This window comes from Parvularcula marina (genome assembly GCF_003399445.1).
GTDB lineage: Bacteria > Pseudomonadota > Alphaproteobacteria > Caulobacterales > Parvularculaceae > Parvularcula > Parvularcula marina.
Map to the genome: position 1 here is coordinate 1067767 of NZ_QUQO01000001.1, position 16549 is coordinate 1084315.

20 protein-coding genes are annotated in these 16549 nt (G+C 59.9%); 9 read left to right on the forward strand and 11 right to left on the reverse strand.

Going from position 1 to position 16549, the window contains the following annotated elements; genetic code table 11:
- Positions 1 to 112: 112 nt before the first annotated feature.
- A complete protein-coding gene (trxB, locus tag DX908_RS04965) occupies positions 113 to 1075 on the forward strand; it encodes a thioredoxin-disulfide reductase (protein ID WP_116391316.1) in 963 nt (320 codons plus the stop codon).
- 110 nt (positions 1076 to 1185) lie between these two features.
- On the opposite strand, the gene surE is transcribed toward trxB, so the two are convergent.
- From surE to serS, 3 genes are read right to left on the reverse strand one after another with little or no spacing between them, the layout of a single operon-like run.
- Positions 1186 to 1941 (reverse strand): 5'/3'-nucleotidase SurE, encoded by a 756-nt coding sequence (gene surE / locus DX908_RS04970; protein WP_116391317.1) that lies wholly within the window; start codon positions 1939 to 1941, stop codon positions 1186 to 1188.
- Positions 1941 to 2180 carry a hypothetical protein gene (locus tag DX908_RS04975; protein ID WP_116391318.1) on the reverse strand — a complete coding sequence of 80 codons (240 nt, stop codon included), beginning with the start codon at positions 2178 to 2180 and terminating at the stop codon, positions 1941 to 1943. Before DX908_RS04975 ends, surE begins: the two co-directional genes overlap by 1 nt.
- Positions 2177 to 3451, reverse strand: coding sequence for a serine--tRNA ligase (gene serS / locus DX908_RS04980; RefSeq protein WP_116391319.1), 1275 nt, complete (start codon positions 3449 to 3451; stop codon positions 2177 to 2179). The genes DX908_RS04975 and serS overlap by 4 nt, the downstream gene beginning before the upstream one ends.
- Positions 3452 to 3599: 148 nt before the next feature.
- Here serS and DX908_RS04985 point away from each other — a divergent pair, with 148 nt between their 5' ends.
- The 5 genes from DX908_RS04985 (at position 3600) to DX908_RS05005 (ending at position 7177) form a co-directional block, all read left to right on the forward strand.
- Positions 3600 to 4154: a DUF1579 domain-containing protein gene (locus tag DX908_RS04985; protein WP_116391320.1), complete on the forward strand. Its 555-nt coding sequence runs from the start codon at positions 3600 to 3602 to the stop codon at positions 4152 to 4154.
- 309 nt (positions 4155 to 4463) lie between these two features.
- Complete coding sequence (locus tag DX908_RS04990) at positions 4464 to 5627, forward strand: GNAT family N-acetyltransferase (RefSeq protein WP_116391321.1); 1164 nt, start codon at positions 4464 to 4466, stop codon at positions 5625 to 5627.
- Positions 5624 to 6040, forward strand: coding sequence for a hypothetical protein (locus DX908_RS04995; protein ID WP_116391322.1), 417 nt, complete (start codon positions 5624 to 5626; stop codon positions 6038 to 6040). The genes DX908_RS04990 and DX908_RS04995 overlap by 4 nt, the downstream gene beginning before the upstream one ends.
- Positions 6037 to 6468: an HIT family protein gene (locus DX908_RS05000; protein ID WP_116391323.1), complete on the forward strand. Its 432-nt coding sequence runs from the start codon at positions 6037 to 6039 to the stop codon at positions 6466 to 6468. The genes DX908_RS04995 and DX908_RS05000 overlap by 4 nt, the downstream gene beginning before the upstream one ends.
- Positions 6458 to 7177: an SDR family NAD(P)-dependent oxidoreductase gene (locus DX908_RS05005; protein WP_233508635.1), complete on the forward strand. Its 720-nt coding sequence runs from the start codon at positions 6458 to 6460 to the stop codon at positions 7175 to 7177. The genes DX908_RS05000 and DX908_RS05005 overlap by 11 nt, the downstream gene beginning before the upstream one ends.
- Here the strand turns inward: DX908_RS05005 and DX908_RS05010 are convergent.
- Both DX908_RS05010 and ldtR read right to left on the reverse strand, forming a co-directional pair.
- A complete protein-coding gene (locus tag DX908_RS05010; RefSeq protein ID WP_116391325.1) occupies positions 7174 to 7674 on the reverse strand; it encodes a DUF6197 family protein in 501 nt (166 codons plus the stop codon). The genes DX908_RS05005 and DX908_RS05010 overlap by 4 nt on opposite strands.
- Positions 7675 to 7837: 163 nt before the next feature.
- Entirely contained in the window at positions 7838 to 8347 is a 510-nt protein-coding gene (gene ldtR / locus DX908_RS05015) for a transcriptional regulator LdtR (RefSeq protein ID WP_116391326.1), read from the reverse strand.
- A 117-nt stretch (positions 8348 to 8464) separates the two neighbouring features.
- On the opposite strand from ldtR, the gene hemB reads away from it, so the two are divergent.
- Positions 8465 to 9484 carry a porphobilinogen synthase gene (gene hemB, locus DX908_RS05020; RefSeq protein ID WP_116391327.1) on the forward strand — a complete coding sequence of 340 codons (1020 nt, stop codon included), beginning with the start codon at positions 8465 to 8467 and terminating at the stop codon, positions 9482 to 9484.
- On the opposite strand, the gene DX908_RS05025 is transcribed toward hemB, so the two are convergent.
- Positions 9459 to 9944: a flavin reductase family protein gene (locus DX908_RS05025; RefSeq protein ID WP_116391328.1), complete on the reverse strand. Its 486-nt coding sequence runs from the start codon at positions 9942 to 9944 to the stop codon at positions 9459 to 9461. The genes hemB and DX908_RS05025 overlap by 26 nt on opposite strands.
- Positions 9945 to 10048: 104 nt before the next feature.
- Here DX908_RS05025 and DX908_RS05030 point away from each other — a divergent pair, with 104 nt between their 5' ends.
- Positions 10049 to 11893 (forward strand): SLC13 family permease, encoded by a 1845-nt coding sequence (locus DX908_RS05030; protein ID WP_116391329.1) that lies wholly within the window; start codon positions 10049 to 10051, stop codon positions 11891 to 11893.
- A 62-nt stretch (positions 11894 to 11955) separates the two neighbouring features.
- Entirely contained in the window at positions 11956 to 12675 is a 720-nt protein-coding gene (locus DX908_RS05035) for an arginyltransferase (protein ID WP_116391330.1), read from the forward strand.
- Positions 12676 to 12685: 10 nt separating this feature from the next.
- Here DX908_RS05035 and DX908_RS16270 read toward each other — a convergent pair whose 3' ends face one another.
- From DX908_RS16270 to DX908_RS05055, 5 genes are all read right to left on the reverse strand, one after another.
- Positions 12686 to 12859, reverse strand: a complete 174-nt coding sequence (locus DX908_RS16270) for a hypothetical protein (protein WP_158548517.1) — start codon at positions 12857 to 12859, stop codon at positions 12686 to 12688.
- A 64-nt stretch (positions 12860 to 12923) separates the two neighbouring features.
- Positions 12924 to 13835: an SDR family NAD(P)-dependent oxidoreductase gene (locus DX908_RS05040; protein WP_116391331.1), complete on the reverse strand. Its 912-nt coding sequence runs from the start codon at positions 13833 to 13835 to the stop codon at positions 12924 to 12926.
- Complete coding sequence (locus DX908_RS05045) at positions 13832 to 14305, reverse strand: MaoC family dehydratase (RefSeq protein WP_116391332.1); 474 nt, start codon at positions 14303 to 14305, stop codon at positions 13832 to 13834. The genes DX908_RS05040 and DX908_RS05045 overlap by 4 nt, the downstream gene beginning before the upstream one ends.
- A gap of 86 nt (positions 14306 to 14391) precedes the next feature.
- Positions 14392 to 15705: an ATP-dependent Clp protease ATP-binding subunit ClpX gene (clpX, locus tag DX908_RS05050; RefSeq protein WP_116391333.1), complete on the reverse strand. Its 1314-nt coding sequence runs from the start codon at positions 15703 to 15705 to the stop codon at positions 14392 to 14394.
- A gap of 173 nt (positions 15706 to 15878) precedes the next feature.
- Positions 15879 to 16511 carry an ATP-dependent Clp protease proteolytic subunit gene (locus DX908_RS05055; RefSeq protein WP_116391334.1) on the reverse strand — a complete coding sequence of 211 codons (633 nt, stop codon included), beginning with the start codon at positions 16509 to 16511 and terminating at the stop codon, positions 15879 to 15881.
- Between the last annotated feature and the right edge of the window lie 38 nt (positions 16512 to 16549).

A 16549-nucleotide genomic window follows, 5' to 3' on the forward strand; every position in this document is an offset into this window, starting at 1 on the left:
TGCTTGCATCTGTCCCGCCGATCCTGCGCCGGAGAAGGTCTGATTGCACCCTTGAACCACAGCGCCGGAACGGCCAGTTTCCGGCTCTGATTCTGATAGACCAAGGGTTCCCATGTCCGACACGCTCCACACCAAGCTCCTCATCATCGGTTCCGGCCCGGCGGGCTACACCGCAGCCATCTATGCCGCCCGCGCCATGCTGGAGCCGGTCATTGTGCATGGCCTGCAACCCGGCGGTCAGCTGACCATCACCACCGATGTCGAGAACTATCCGGGCTTTGCCGATGTCATTCAGGGCCCGTGGCTGATGGAGCAGATGAAGGCACAGGCCGAACATGTCGGCACAAAGATGATCTCCGACATCATCACCGAAGTCGATTTCGAGACTCGTCCCTTCAAGGCGGTCGGCGATTCAGGCACCGTCTACACCGCCGATGCGGTCGTGATCGCAACCGGCGCGCAGGCCAAATGGATCGGGCTGCCCTCCGAGCAGAAATTCCAGGGCTTTGGCGTGTCGGCCTGTGCGACCTGTGACGGGTTTTTCTACCGCAACAAGGTCGTGGCCGTGATCGGCGGCGGCAATACGGCCGTTGAGGAAGCCCTGTTCCTCACCAATTTTGCCTCGAAAGTGATCCTGATCCACCGCCGCGAAGAGCTGCGGGCGGAGCGTATCCTGCAGAACCGCCTCCTCAATCACGAGAAGGTCGAAGTCATGTGGAACCGCCAGCTAGACGAAGTGATGGGCTCGGAAGACCCGCTGGGGGTCGAGAAGATCCGGCTTGCCTCGACCGTCGGCGAAGAGCCGGTCGAAATCGACGTGCACGGCCTTTTTGTTGCCATTGGCCACGCGCCCGCGACCGAGATCTTCCGCGGCAAGGTCGAGATGAAGGATAATGGCTATATCCTCACCGCGCCCGATTCGACGGCCACGAACATTCCCGGCGTCTATGCGGCGGGGGATGTGACCGACGAGACCTATCGTCAGGCCGTGACAGCGGCGGGCATGGGCTGCATGGCCGCGCTCGAAGCCGAGAAATTCCTTGCCGGGATGGAAGTCGCCGAAGCTGCAGAATAGGCCATCTTTTCCTCCCCCTTGCGGGGAGGTGCCGAGCATTAGCGATGCGGAGGCGGATACCCCATCGACCCTTCGGGCCACTTCCCCCACTGGGGGAAGATGAGCGGGCCTTACCCCTCGAACTTCCCCTTCAGCACATCCATACTGTCCGCATGGGTCAGGTCGATATGCAGCGGCGTGATGGCGATCTTGCCATCAGCAATCGCGCGCAGATCTGAGCCTTCAGGCGGCATCTCGGGCTTGCCGGCAAAACCGAACCAGTAATAGCGGCGCTGGCGCAGATCGGTACGTTCCTCCGCATAGAGCTCGATATTCTCGCGGCGGCCCTGGCTGACGACCTCGATACCCTCAATGTCATCGGGCTCACGGTCGGGGAAATTGATATTGATGATGACATCGCGCGGCCAGCCAGCCTCAAGCAGTTTACGCAGGATGCCCGGCGCATGTTCTTGCGCGGTGCGCCATTTGACAGCCGTGCGGTCAGAGCGCGTCTGGCTGAGCGCGACCGACGGAATGCCAAGGTTCATGCCCTGCAGCGCGACCGCGACCGTGCCGGAAAAGGTCACATCATCGGCAACATTCTGGCCGTTATTGACGCCTGAAAGCACAAGGTCCGGCTTTTTATCGAGAAGCTGGCTGACCCCAAGCTGCACGCAGTCGGTTGGTGTGCCGTCCACGGCATAACGCTGCGGCGCGACTTTGCGCACGCGCAAGGGCCGGGTCAGCGTGATCGAGCGGGACATGCCGGACTGGTCAACTTCCGGCGCCACAGTCCAGACATCATCCGTCAACTGACGGGCAATTTCCTCAAGGGCTGCGAGCCCCCCTGAGTGAATGCCGTCATCATTGGAACAGAGAATACGCATTACTCGTCTCCCGCCTCTTCAACGGGTGTCCCGCATTGAATCTTGCCCGTGGGGGAGATGGCTTTAACATTCCCCTCACCGCACACTTCCTCGGCGCGCTTCCGGATAACCGTGTCAGTATCCGCGCTCAGCCGGATGTAGCCAGCGAGCCCTGCAACAACGACCAATAGGACAATAATAATCAGTGTGCGTCTGTGGATGGTGCCGGGATTGTCTGGATCGCGTGGAGGAATGATCATGATGCCCTCTCTATCCGGTCCTTGCCCATGAACCCTTTTAGCACGTCGGGGACGGTGATCGAGCCGTCCTCATTCTGGTAATTCTCAAGGATTGCGACCATCGTCCGGCCGACCGCGAGGCCCGAACCGTTCAGCGTATGAACAAATTCCGGCTTGCCCTTCTCGCCCCGACGGAAGCGCGCATTCATACGCCGCGCCTGAAAGTCGCCTGTGTTCGAACAGGACGAAATCTCGCGATAGGTGTTCTGCGCCGGCAGCCAGACCTCGATGTCATAGGTTTTGAGCGCCCCGAATCCGATATCGCCCGCGCAGAGATTGACCATGCGGTAAGGCAGCTCAAGGCGTTTGAGGACTTCTTCCGCGCAAGACGTCATGCGCTCATGCTCATCCCAGCTTGCCTCAGGTGTCGTCACCGAGACCAGCTCGACCTTGCCGAACTGGTGCATACGGATCATACCGCGCGTGTCCCGGCCTGCCGAGCCCGCTTCGGCACGGAAGCATTGCGTATAGGCGGTCATGCGCAGGGGCAGCTCTTCCTCGGAGAGGATCGCCTCGCGGACTGTATTGGTCAGCGAGACCTCAGCCGTCGGGGTGAGGAAATGATCGCCCGTGCGGAAGGCATCATCTTCGAATTTCGGGAGTTGCCCCGTCCCTTCCATCGCATGGGCATTCACAAGGATGGGCGGGCTATACTCGCTATACCCGAACTCGCCCGTATGCAGATCAAGCATGAACTGGGCGATGGCGCGTTCGAGTTTTGCCAGATCCCCCTTGAGGATCACAAAACGCGAGCCCGAAATCTTCGCCGCCGTTTCGAAATCCATCAGGCCGAGATTTTCACCCAGCTCGACATGGTCCTTCGGTGCCGCGATCTCCGTCGGCGTGCCCCATGTGCGGACCTCGACATTGTCGTCCTCATCCGCGCCTTCGGGCACGTCTTCGGCGAGCAGGTTCGGGATCGGCAGGAGCGCTGTGCGCAACCCATCCGTCAGCTCACGGTCGAGTTGTTCGAGCCGCTGGACCTCTTCCTTCAGCGAGGCAACCTCCGCCATCACCGCCTGCGCTGCGACCTCATCGCCGGAGGCTTTCGCCGCGCCAATCTTTTTAGAGGCGGCCTTTTGCGCGGCCTGCGCATCATTCATGGCTTTCGTGTTGGCGACGCGCTTCTCGTCGAGCGCGATCAGCTCAGCGGCGCGGATCTCCGCCCCGCGCTTTGCCATGGCGGCGTCGAATTTTTCAGGAGCGTCCTTGATGGCGCGGATATCATGCATGGGAGAGCAGTCCTTCGGGAATCTGCGCGCACCATAGAGAGCCCGCTTGCCCCCGCAAGAGGCGCGGCACTCTCTGAATGGCAATTCAATTTGCAAAACAAACTTGATAGCCTATACTCTCCTCCATCAGACAGATTGGAGCCCGTCGATGCGCCTCACCGTCACTTTTGCCGCCCTCTCCGCCCTTCTTGCTGCCCCCGCCATGGCCCAGCCGCTCGGAACCGGCAGCCTTGCAGAGAAGATGTCGGTCTTTGATTGGATGCATGGCGAATGGCGCGGCGAGGCGACGGTCTACTCCCCTCAAGGCGTGCAGACCCTCACCCATACCGAGCGGGTCGGCCCGATGCTCAAGGGCGATGTGCTTGCCGTTGAGGGACTTGCCTATGAGGAAGACGGCTCGATCGGCTTCAACGCCTTCGGGATCATCAGCTATGACCCGCGCGCCGATGCTTACGAGATCCGTGCCTATACCGGCGGGAATGCTGGCACCTATCCGATCATCGTGACCGAGACCGGCTATGAATGGACGATCCCGATCGGCCCAGAGATGCGCGTCGATTATGTCGCGGTGATCGACGGGGATAGCTGGACCGAGACCGGCACTTTCGTGCGCGGTGAGCAGAGCTTTCCGACGGTCAGCTTCACGGTGACCCGGATCGGAGAGACCGACTGGCCTGCGGCGGGGCAGGTGACAGCCGAATAGCCTTTTCACTTTCAATGCCCCTCTCTCCTTCCGCTCATGCCCGCGAAGGCGGGCATCTGGTCCTGAGTGAGGTGACTGGATTCATCTTTGTGCGCTTTGAAATTGAGAGCCCTCAGCCTCAGAGGCAGATCCCCGCCTTCGCGGGGATGAGCGGGTGGTGGTTTGGGCGCAACGCTAGAAGCGGCGTCCCCTCTTCCCGGAACCGGGAAGAGAGGGCACGAATCCCAAATCCACCCACGCGACATCACGCATGGCGACAGATAGTGCGCGGGGCCATATGCTGGGGGTGACCGACACCCGGACCCCGACATGCCCGACGGACATCAAGAGACGCTGACCCTCACCAACCTGCCCTCCATGGCAGGGGTGGCAAAGGAAGAGTGGGACCGCCTCGCCCTCGGAGGAGAGCGTCCATACTACCCTTTTGCGAGCTGGGATTTCCTTGATGCGCTGGAGGTCTCGGGCTCCGTCCGGCCTGAGACCGGCTGGGGGCCGCATCACCTCCTCCTTCGCCGGGGCGAGCACATCTCCGGCGTGATGCCGCTTTATCTCAAAGCCCATAGCCGGGGAGAGTTCGTCTTCGACCATGCCTGGGCCGATGCCTATGAGCGGGCGGGCGGGCGTTACTATCCCAAGCTCCTCGGCGCGATCCCTTTCACCCCTGCGACGGGGCTGCGCCTGTTCGGGGAGACTGCCGAGGACGAGGCCGCGCTCTTGGCAGGCGCAAGGCAGATCACCAGCGAGCTGGGTGTCTCTTCCCTCCATATCAATTTCCTGACGGAGGAAGAAAAGGCACTCGCCGAAGCGGCTGGCTATCTCGTCCGTACAGGGACGCAATACAGGTTCTGCGATGAAGGGTTTGGCAACTGGGCGGGCTTTCTGGCCGCCCTCTCCTCCCGCAAACGAAAAGCCCTGCGAAAGGAGCGCGAAGGCATCGCCAAAGCCAGGATTGAGATCGACTGGGTCACCGGCAGCGATATCACCGAGGCCCATCTCGATCTTTTCTGGCGGTTCTATCAGGATACAGGCGCGCGCAAATGGGGCGCGCCCTACCTCACCCGCAATTTCTTTTCCGTCATCACCGAACGGATGGCGGACAGCATTCTCTTCGTCATGGCCCGGCGCGGCGAGCAGACGATTGCCGGGGCGATGAATTTCATCGGCGGGGATACGCTGTTCGGGCGGTATTGGGGCTGTACGGAGTATATCCCCTTTCTGCATTTCGAGGTCTGTTATTACCAGGCCATCGACTACGCGCTTCAACATGGCCTTTCATATGTCGATGCCGGGGCACAGGGAGAGCATAAGATCGCCCGCGGCTATCAGCCGGTGACGACATATTCGGTGCATCATCTGCCCAATCCCAGCTTTCACGACGCCGTCGCCCGCTATCTCGAGGCAGAGCGGGAAGAGGTGGACGAAGCGATCCATTACCTTCAGGACTTCACGCCCTTCAGAAAGGATGGCGCGTGAAGGAAATCGCCCGGTTTTATGAAGCCGAAGAAGCCCAGATAGCTGTCGGTTATTTGCGTGCGCAGGGCTTTGACGTGCAGCTTGCCGATGAGCGGACGCTCGGCGCTCAGCCTCATCTGAGCATCGGGCTGGGCGGATATCGGCTGCTGGCCCGCCAGCAGGATGCGCATATGGCGAGCATCGCCCTTGATGAGGTTCGCGGCGAGCCGTCCCGCCGCCCTTACCTTACCGGGCAGACCTGTGAGGCCTGCGGCGAGGAGCGCCTGACCCGGATCCGCGATCCCCTTATATCGCTCGTCTCCTTCATGCTGAGCTTTGGCGGGCTCTTCCCTTTCGCCCCGGCGACGAAAAATTTGCGCTGCACGGCGTGCGGGCATAGACAGCCCGCCGAACCCGATGAGGAAGAAGCATGAGCCTCGACGAAAAATACGATTCCGGTAACGTCTTTGCCAAGATCATCAGCGGCGATATCCCTGCCGCCAAAATCTTTGAAGATGACGATGTCCTCGCCTTCATGGACGCCTTCCCGCAATCGCGCGGCCATGCGCTCATCATCTCGAAAACATCGCAAGCCGTGAACCTGCTCGACGTCGAAGAGGATGTCCTCAGCAAGCTGATCAAAACGACGCAGGCCGTTGCAAGAGCTGTAACCAAGGCCTTGTCACCGGACGGATTCCGCATCGTTCAGTACAACGGTGCGCCCGGTGGGCAGTCCGTCTTTCACCTGCATTTCCATGTCATCCCTGTTTATGAAGGCACGCCGCTAGGCGCGCATGGCGGCGGCATGGCCGACATGGCCGACCTTCAAGTCCTCGCCGGAGATATCCGTAATGCCCTCTGAGACTTCCCCCGTCATCCTCGTCACCGGCGCCTCTCGCGGCATTGGCCGCGCCGTCACCAAAGAGATCGCGCGGCGCGGCATGCACACGATTGCCCTTGCTCGTACGCAAGGCGCGCTTGAGGCGCTTGATGACGAGATCAGCGCCGATGGCGGCGCGGTCACGCTGATCACCGCTGATCTGACCGATCGCGAGATGATGGCGCGCCTGCCCGAGGCGCTGACCGCGCGATTTGGACGGCTGGACGGATTTGTGGCCAATGCAGGGCTCTTGGGGGATTTGACCCCTGTCTCCGATATTCAGCTTAAAGACTGGGACCGCACGATGGACGTCAATGTGACGGCCAATGTGCAGCTCCTCTCGCTGCTCGATCCGCTACTGCGTGCTGCACCCGCCCCAAGGGTTGTTGGCATCACGACAGGACGGGTACGGAAGCTTGCGCCCTTCTGGGCCACTTATTCGGCGACCAAGGCTGCATTTGAGAACCTTCTCCTGACCTACGCGCAGGAGAATGAAGAGACGCCGCTCCGGGTCAATCTCGTCAATCCGGGGCCGATCCGCACCGGGATGCGCGAGAAAGCCATGCCGGGCGAAGACCCCGAAACCCTACCGCACCCGGATGAACTGGCGCCGCTGATCGCAGACCTTCTCTCACCGGAGGAAACCCGTAATGGCGCGACCGTCGATTTCAGGGAGTGGCGTACAGCCTAATCGGCAGAGGCTGCCGGGTCGTGCGTGTTGAGAATGAACTCGGCTTGCGCCTTGGTTAGTATCCCGTTCTCAAGGAGCTGTTCGGTAATGTCGTATCTCGCCATGCGGATGACGTCTTTAATCTCCGAGAACTGACGGCCGTCAGCATTGTTATAATCCATCAGGCGATGCTGATAGCCACTGGTATCGACCTGCTCCTCAATCGCAAATCTGACGGCCTGCATGGCCGCCGCGCGATGCTGATACTCCCCGAGCGTATAGGCATTCGCATAAGCGAGCGCGCAGAAGAGATTGTGGCTCGGCGCATCAAGCTCGCAGTCTCTGTCGCCAGACGGCAACCAGTGGCTCTCATTGAGAAGAATACCGTCCGCCATATCCAGGATCTGCAGATCCTGAAGGCCGGCTTCCGGTCGGACATCACTCTCCGCTGGCTGAACATGTCCGGCCACAACGCCAGCGCATAAGAGCGCGCATCCTGCCATCAGGCTGACTGACATGATGATCCTCCCATTTATCTCCTATGACACCGGAGGACCGCTATCCCACAATCCCGGATGCGGCAGGCATGCCCTCAAGCTGAAGGCTCAAAAGAAAAAGGGGCCGCGTACGGCCCCTTCTTGCCCCTGGTAACTTGCACATTCCCATAAGGGCCTGATCGCCTCAGAGGCGATACCGAACCTGGTCAATCCAGAACCGCTCCAGCCGATCAAGGGTCAGATTGGTCTTGTCGACCATGTCGACATGGACATCGCCCACTTTCTCGACCGACACGAGGTGGCGTTCGAACAGGGCAGAAATCAGATCACGAAGCTCACGGCCTTCATCGGTCAGCGACACCCGCACCGACCGGCGGTCAGCATCGGAGCGCTTGTGGCGGATGTAGCCGGCCTCAACGAGCTTCTTGAGATTGTAGGAGACGTTCGATCCCAGATAATGGCCGCGCGTGCGAAGCTCGCCCGCGGTCAGTTCCGAATCGCCGATATTGTAGATGAGCAGCGCCTGGACAGCATTGACGTCGTTCTGCCCCTCGCGTTCGAGTTCATCCTTGATAACTTCAAGCAGTTGACGGTGCAGACGCTCGATAAGGGTAAGCAGTCGTAAATATGGTTCGGTAATATCCGATACACTATCGATCGGATCTTCCGTTTTAATTGCAAGGCCAGTTTGCATGGTACCCACACGCTCCTGTTCGATGATCTATTCTTCGCAACTACAGCATGAGACCCTAAAGCTCCGTAAACCTTTCGAAACGAACACATCCTGGAAATTTTACCTTAGGTTCTGTTGATGATTGATAACTCCTTTCCCGGCCGCTTCCCCGCAACCCGGCTTCGGCGCTTAAGAGGCCAGAGCTGGATCCGCGATCTTGCCGCAGAGGCAGAGCTGGCGCCGCGTCACCTGATCCAGGCGGTGATCCTGCGCGAGGATGATGCCCTCGCCGGCCCCATCCCGGCGATGGAGGGTATCAAAAGAGCCAGCGTTAATGACGCCGTCGAGATGGCGCAAAATGCGTGGAAAAATGGAATCAAAGCGCTCGCGCTCTTTCCACACACCGGCAAGGAAGCACGCGATCCAGAGGGGACGGCGGCGCTCGACCCCGATAATCTGATGTGCCGTGCAGCCCGCGCCATCAAGGAAGCTGTCCCCCAGATCGGCCTGATCGGCGATGTCGCGCTCGATCCCTATACCGATCATGGTCATGACGGGCTCCTTCGTGATGGCGAGATCGTCAATGACGGCACGGTTGCGGTCCTGACCGAGCAGGCGGTGGTGCTGGCGTCAGCCGGATATGATGTCCTCGCCCCTTCCGACATGATGGATGGCCGGATTGGCGCCATTCGAAAAAAGCTCGACCATGAAGGCTTCACGGATCGGATGATCCTTTCCTACGCCGTCAAATATGCCTCGAAATTCTATGGCCCTTATCGCGACGCCATCGGCTCACGCGGTGTGCTGCAGGGCGACAAGCGGACCTATCAGATGGACCCGCGCAACAGCGCCGAGGGCAATCGCGAGGTGACGCTCGATCTCGCCGAGGGCGCCGACATGGTGATGGTCAAACCGGGGATGCCCTATCTCGACATGATTGCGCGGACCAAGGCGGCCTTCAACGTGCCGGTCGCGGCGTTTCAGGTCTCAGGCGAATATGCGATGCTGCGCTGCGCTGCCGCCGAAGGGGCGTTCGACTTCGAGGATGCCGCCCTTGAGGCCCTGATCTGCTTCCGGCGGGCGGGCACCGACATGATCATCAGCTATTACGCGACAGATGCCGCAGGCTGGCTCAATCAGAAATCAAGGTTCCCGTGAGATAAGTGCGCCCTGAATAAATGAGGGGCGCGCCGTCACGGCTGTCGAAATGCTTCACTTGCCCGATAAGGACAACATGATCGCCTGCCTGATGTCGTGCCACGATCTCACAGTCAAAACCGGCCAGACGCCCTTTCAAGAGCGGCGATCCGGTCGCGAATGTCTCGCTTTCGGCGGGCGTCACATCATGACGACCCGGCGTTGCGAAGCGGTTCGAGACCGCCTGCTGGTCGGACGCCAGCACACTGACCGCATAGCTCGCCGACTCATCAAAAGATGGCTTGATGCTGGTGTGATTGTCGAGACACCACAGAACCAGCGTCGGCTCCAGCGACACAGAAGTGAAGCTGTTCACTGTCAGCGCGACCGGCTTGCCATCTTTCGGCAGGCAGGACACGACAGTGACCCCCGTTGTATAACGGGCAAAGGCATTCTTCAGGGGCTGGTAGGGATCAGACATCACGCTGGGTTAGACGTTTCTGCCCCTCAGAACAATTCATTACATTCCAAGCCTCTGAATCAGGGGCCTTTCCACGGCGCGCGACACGCGACAGGTTGAATTCCATGGACGCTCTTTATGACATTGTCCCCCAGATGTGGGTGACTTTCGGGGTGATCGCGCTCGCGATCATCGCCTATTCGAGCGACCGATTCTCACTCGAGCTGGTCAGCGCGATTACCATTGGCGCGCTGCTGGTCTTTTTCCACATTTTCCCGCTGCCCGATGCGGATGGCGGTAATCTGCTGAGTGCCGAGACGCTGCTGTCAGGCTTTGCCAGTCCCGCGCTTTTCGCGATCCTCGGGCTCTTAATCGTTGGTCAGGGCATGTATCAGTCGGGGGCGCTCGACTGGCCGACAAGGCTTCTTCTTGTCGCCCACGCCAAGCTCGGCTGGATCGCCGTCACCGGCGTCTTCCTCTTCGTGATGGCGGTCAGCGCCTTTCTCAACAACACGCCTGTCGTCGTCATGTTCGTGCCGATCATGGCGGCGATGGCGATGCAGTCCGGCATTGCCCCCTCCCGCCTGATGATGCCGCTGAGCTTCATGTCGATCCTTGGCGGGATGCTGACAACGATCGGCTCCTCGACCAACCTGCTCGCCATCGAAGTCTATCGGGGCTTCTCCGGCGAGAGCGTCAGCTTCTTTGCGCTTGCCCCATTGGGGCTGGTGCTGGCTGCCGTCGGGGCGGTTTATCTTGCGATCGTCACCAAGTGGTTCCTGCCCGACCGGCATGGCGAGCTTGATTCCTCCCCTTCGGACGGCAAGCAGTTCCTGGCGCAAGTGACGCTGGATCGCGCCAATCCGCTGATCGGTGAGACCTCAAAAGCGGGCCTTTTCCCGAGCCTCAAGAACGTCACAGTACGGTTGATCCAGCGGCGCGACGATATCCTCTTGCCGCCGTTCGATGACGTCACTTTACGCCTTCACGACAAGGTCGTGGTTGCTGCGACCCGTGATGCGCTGACCCGTCTTCTCAAAACCAAAAGCGAGATTCTCGCAGGCTTTCTGGCCGAGGTGGAGACACCCGAAGGCGGCGGTGAGCTGACCATGATCGAGGCGGTGGTCGCGCCCGGCTCTCGCATTATCGGCCGGTCGATCAGCCAGATCCGTTTCCGTTTTCAGACCAATTGCGTGATCGTCGGCATCCAGCGCCGCTCACGGATGATCCGTGGGGATATCCAGGGCATCCGGCTTGAAGCGGGTGATGTCCTCCTGATCCTCGGTGACCGCTCGGATATCCGCCGTTTGCGGGCCGACCGCGACATTCTGATGCTCGAGCGGTCGATGACCCAGCTTCCCGACCCCGATCATGCACGTTATGCGGCAGCGATCTTCATTGCGACCGTCCTGCTGGCAGCAACAGGCATCCTGCCGATTGCCATCTCCGCCATTTGCGGGGCCTCTGCGATGGTTGCCACCGGGTGCCTGAACATCCGGCAGGCGGCGCGGGCCGTTGACCGGCGGGTCTTCCTCCTCATCGGGGTCGCCATCGCCATGGGCCTTGCCATGCAGGCGACGGGCGGTGCGCTCTATATATCCTCGCTACTGACGCCATTGGCGGACCGGCCCGGCGGGGCAACGCTCCTGATCTCCGCCTTCTTCATCCTGACGGCCGCGCTCACCAATGTGCTCTCGAATAATGCGACGGCTGTCCTTCTGACCCCGATTGCGATCTCCTCCGCCGGAGTCGCAGGGATCGATCCGACAGTCCTTGTCTTCACCGTGATCTATGCTGCGAACTGCTCATTCGCGACGCCGGTCGCCTATCAGACAAATTTGTTGGTCATGGCGCCCGGGCATTACCAGTTTCGTGACTTTGTTCTGATAGGCTTACCGCTCATCGTGCTGCTGTGGATTGTCTACACGCTTGTTGCGCCCGCCTATTTCGGCGCAATGGGACTGATGTGACGGCGCGTCATGGCACGGGATGTGATAGAGTTTGAGTATCAGTTGAGTAGCCAAGCGCCCGCATGACCACGCCTTTTCAGTCGACGACCAATGAGTTTTTCCTCACCTCGCCGAGCCCGTGCCCTTACCTGCCCGGCCGCCGCGAGCGGAAGATATTCACCTTTCTGGGCGGCCAGAGTGCAGCGGAGCTGAATGCCGGGCTCAGCGAGCGCGGGTTCCGGCGGTCCCAGAATATTGCCTATCTGCCGGCCTGCGAACGCTGTCAGGCCTGCAAGCCCGTCCGCGTCGTCGCTGGTGAGTTCAAAGCATCTCGCTGGAAGCGCCTCTTGCGCCGCAATCGCGATGTCACTCGCCATGCCCTGCCGCCGCGCACGACGTCCGAGCAGTTCAGCGTGCTGCGCGGATATCTCGACACTCGCCACGCCGAAGGCGGCATGGCCGACATGACGGTGCTCGATTATCAGAGCATGGTCGAACAGACCCCTGTCGACACGCTGCTGATTGAATATCGCGACGGGGACGGAAAGCTCCTCGCCTGCGCCCTCACCGACCGGGTGAAGGACGGGTTATCCATGGTCTACAGCTTTTTTGATCCGGATGCGGAGAAACGCTCACTCGGCACCTACATGATCCTTGATCATATTGAGTATGCGCGCGAGCTTTGCCTCAGCCACGTCTATCTGGGCTATTGGGTGAAGGGCTCACCAAAGATGGATTACAAGCGCCGCTTCCGCCCGCTCGAGCTGCTTGAGCCCGGCGGATGGAGACGGCTTGAGGACTGATCTTTAAAGGTCAGCTTTCCTTGCGCTTGGTCTTGCGCACAGCCGACATGATCCCAAGCCCCGCAAGGGTGATCCCTATGACGGCAAGCCAGGCTTGCGGCACCCCCAGAAGGTAGGCGCCACCAAGGATACCGATCAGCATGACGGCAAAACCTGCCGTGTAAATCGTGAAATTATCCGACATTATTCTACTCCGGTTTTCCCAGTGTAGAACGCAGATCCATCCTATGAGGTTCCCGTAGCCCCGATCAGGACTTGCGGGCTTCCCCTGCCATCTGGGCAAATTTCATGACCTGGGCTGCACCCTGCGGCAGCTCGACAGCCGTTTTGGGATCACTGATCTCGTCCCAGTTCGCGGCGATATTCTCCGCCGTCTGATCACCCGGCGCGAAAGCCACCCCTTGGGTCTCCTCGATATAGGTGCGGGAGAATGCCCCGGCGGTTGCATTGAGGATCACCCGGCTCGGCGCATCTTCGGCAACGAGGAAGATCGCAGCGGGCGTCACGCTTTCCGGCGTCATCATTTCAAGGGCGGGCGGCGGCAGGAGCCCCTCGGTCATCCGGGTCGCTGCAGCCGGCCCGAGCGAGTTCACCCGGATATTGTATTTCTCGCCTTCGAGATGGAGCGTGTTCATGAAACCGACCAGCGCCATCTTGGCCGCGCCGTAATTGGACTGGCCGAAATTCCCGTAGAGTCCGGACGAGGATGTCGTCATCAGAAGGCGGCCGTAACCCTGCTCGCGCATGATCGGCCAGACGGCTTTCGTGCAGATCACCGAGCCCATCAGGTGCACGGCCATGACCTTATCGAAGTCGGCCATCTCCATCTTCATGAAGCTTGAATCGCGCAAGATACCGGCATTGTTGATGAGGATATCGATACGGCCCCATTGATCCATCGCAGTGCGGACCATATCGGCAACCTGTTCAGGGTTCGTCACATCCGCGCCATGGCTGATGGCCTCGCCGCCCGCCTCGCGGATTTCCTCGGCCACCTTCTCGGCAGGTTCAGAAGACCCGCCGGTGCCGTCAACGCCGCCACCGAAATCATTGACCAGCACTTTCGCGCCCCTGCGCGCCAGCTCCAGCGCATGAGAGCGGCCAAGCCCTGCCCCGGCGCCCGTCACGATAGCTACGCGGTTTTCAAATGAGATCGTCATGCTGCACCGCCCTTTTCATCCGTAAACTGCATCCCGAGCCACTCTGCCGTGAGGGCGGGTTTGTCCTGCCCCTTGATCTCGACAGAGACGGCGAAAGTCAGAAGATACTGGCCCGGCCGTTTTTCGACCGCATCCTGAAGAACGAACCGCCCCCGGACATCGCTTCCTGAAGGGACCGGCGCGATCAGACGTACCCGGTCAAAGCCGTAATTCACGCCCATCACCGTGTTCTTCAGCTTCACATCGATGTCGCTGATCAGGGCCGGCAGCAGCGACAGGGTCAGAAACCCGTGCGCAATCGTGCTGCCAAAGGGCGTCGCCTTTGCCTGTTCGGGATCGACATGGATGAACTGGTGATCATCGGTGACATCAGCGAAACCGTTGATCATGTCCTGGGTGACGGAAACCCAGTCGGACACGCCGATCTCGGTACCGATTTTCTCGCGAAGCGCGTCAAATGAAAGTGCCATCCCAGCGCCATAGAGAAAACGCCCCTCACCGATCAAGGTGAGAGGCGCTGTTCAGTTCTCTAATGGGTGTTACTGTGGCGTAACAGTCACGCGCTCGACTTGGCCGGGGCTTTCGCCGCATCGGCGTAGACGTAAATCGGCTCGCCGCGGCCTTCGACGGCATCGTCGTTGATGACCACTTCCTGCACGCCTTCGAGGGTCGGCAGATCGAACATGGTGTCGAGCAGAATGCCCTCCATGATCGAGCGCAGGCCCCGCGCACCGGTTTTCCGCGTGATCGCCTTTTTCGCGACGGAGGAAAGCGCATCCTCGGTGAAGGTCAGCTTGACGTCCTCCATCTCGAAGAGACGCTGATATTGTTTGACCAGCGCGTTTTTCGGCGAGGTCAGGATCTGGATCAGCGCATCCTCATCGAGGTCTTCGAGGGTCGCGATCACCGGCAGACGGCCGATGAATTCCGGGATCAAGCCGAATTTGAGGAGATCCTCAGGCTCGACTTCCCGAAGCACATCACCGATCCGGCGGTCATCGAGTTCCTTCACCTCGGCATTGAAGCCGATCGAAGCGCCCTCGCCCCGGTTCGAGATCACCTTGTCGAGACCGGCAAAGGCGCCGCCCACGATGAAGAGGATGTTGGTCGTGTCGACCTGCAGGAATTCCTGCTGGGGATGTTTCCGGCCACCCTGCGGCGGAACGGAAGCCACCGTGCCTTCCATGATCTTGAGGAGCGCCTGCTGGACGCCCTCGCCCGAGACATCGCGGGTGATCGACGGATTGTCGGATTTGCGGGAAATCTTGTCGATCTCGTCGATATAGACGATGCCGCGCTGGGCGCGCTCGACATTGTAATCCGCAGACTGAAGAAGCTTCAGGACGATGTTCTCGACATCCTCACCGACATAGCCGGCTTCGGTCAGGGTTGTGGCATCGGCCATGGTGAACGGCACGTCGAGAATCCGCGCCAGCGTCTGAGCAAGAAGCGTCTTGCCCGAGCCGGTCGGCCCGACGAGCAGGATGTTCGATTTTGCCAGTTCGACGTCGGAATTCTTCTGGGCGTGGTTCAGCCGCTTGAAGTGGTTATGAACTGCGACCGACAGAACGCGCTTGGCGTAGGACTGGCCGATCACATAATCATCAAGCACATTGTGGATGTGCTGCGGGCTTGGGACACCTTCACCTGATTTGACGAGCGAGGATTTCGACTCTTCACGGATGATATCCATGCAGAGCTCGACGCATTCGTCACAAATGAAGACAGTCGGTCCAGCGATCAGCTTGCGGACTTCGTGCTGGGACTTTCCGCAGAACGAGCAGTACAGCGTATTCTTGCCGTCGCCGCCGCCCGCAGAACCTGTCGGTCCGGCGCCAGTTCCGCCTTTATTGCCGCCAACTTTACTCATACGAGCGCTCCTTCGCCCAAGCTGTCCCGCCCCGTCCGACAGCTCTCACAACATTTTTTCAACGATACTCGACTGTGCATGAATGGGGCCAGACGCGCAATCGCATGAGGGGAACAGGTTCCCCACTTTTCGTTTATATTCTGTAGAGCTTCGGGAACTTTCACGTATTTCCGTTACTCATCATTGTCAGTGGCCACCGCGCGCTTCTCAAGCACTTGATCGATAAGGCCAAATTCTTTCGCCTGTTCCGGCGTCATGAAGGTGTCGCGGTCGAGGGTTTTCTCGATTGTCTCGTAATCCTGGCCGGTATGCTCGACATAGATCTCATTGAGACGCTTTTTCGTGGCGATGATGTCCTTGGCATGCCGCTCAATATCGGAGGCCTGTCCCTGGAAGCCGGCGGAGGGCTGGTGAACCATGATCCGTGAGTTCGGCAGCGAGAAACGCATGTCCTTGTCGCCGGCCGTCAGAAGCAGTGAGCCCATGGAAGCCGCAAGGCCGATGCACATGGTGGAGATCTGCGGGCGGATGTACCGCATTGTGTCATACATCGCGAGACCGGCCGTGACCGAGCCGCCCGGCGAGTTGATATAGAGCGCGATGTCCTTTTTGGGATTGTCTGCTTCAAGGAAGAGAAGCTGCGCGACGATCAGGGTCGAGACCTGATCATGAACGGGACCGGACAGGAAGATGATCCGTTCCTTGAGCAGCCGTGAATAAATGTCGAAGGACCGTTCGCCGCGGCTTGTCTGCTCAATCACCATCGGGATGAGGGTATTCATATAGATATCGTGCGGATCACGCATGGCACTTGGCTCCGATGGCTACTGTGTAAATGAAAAAG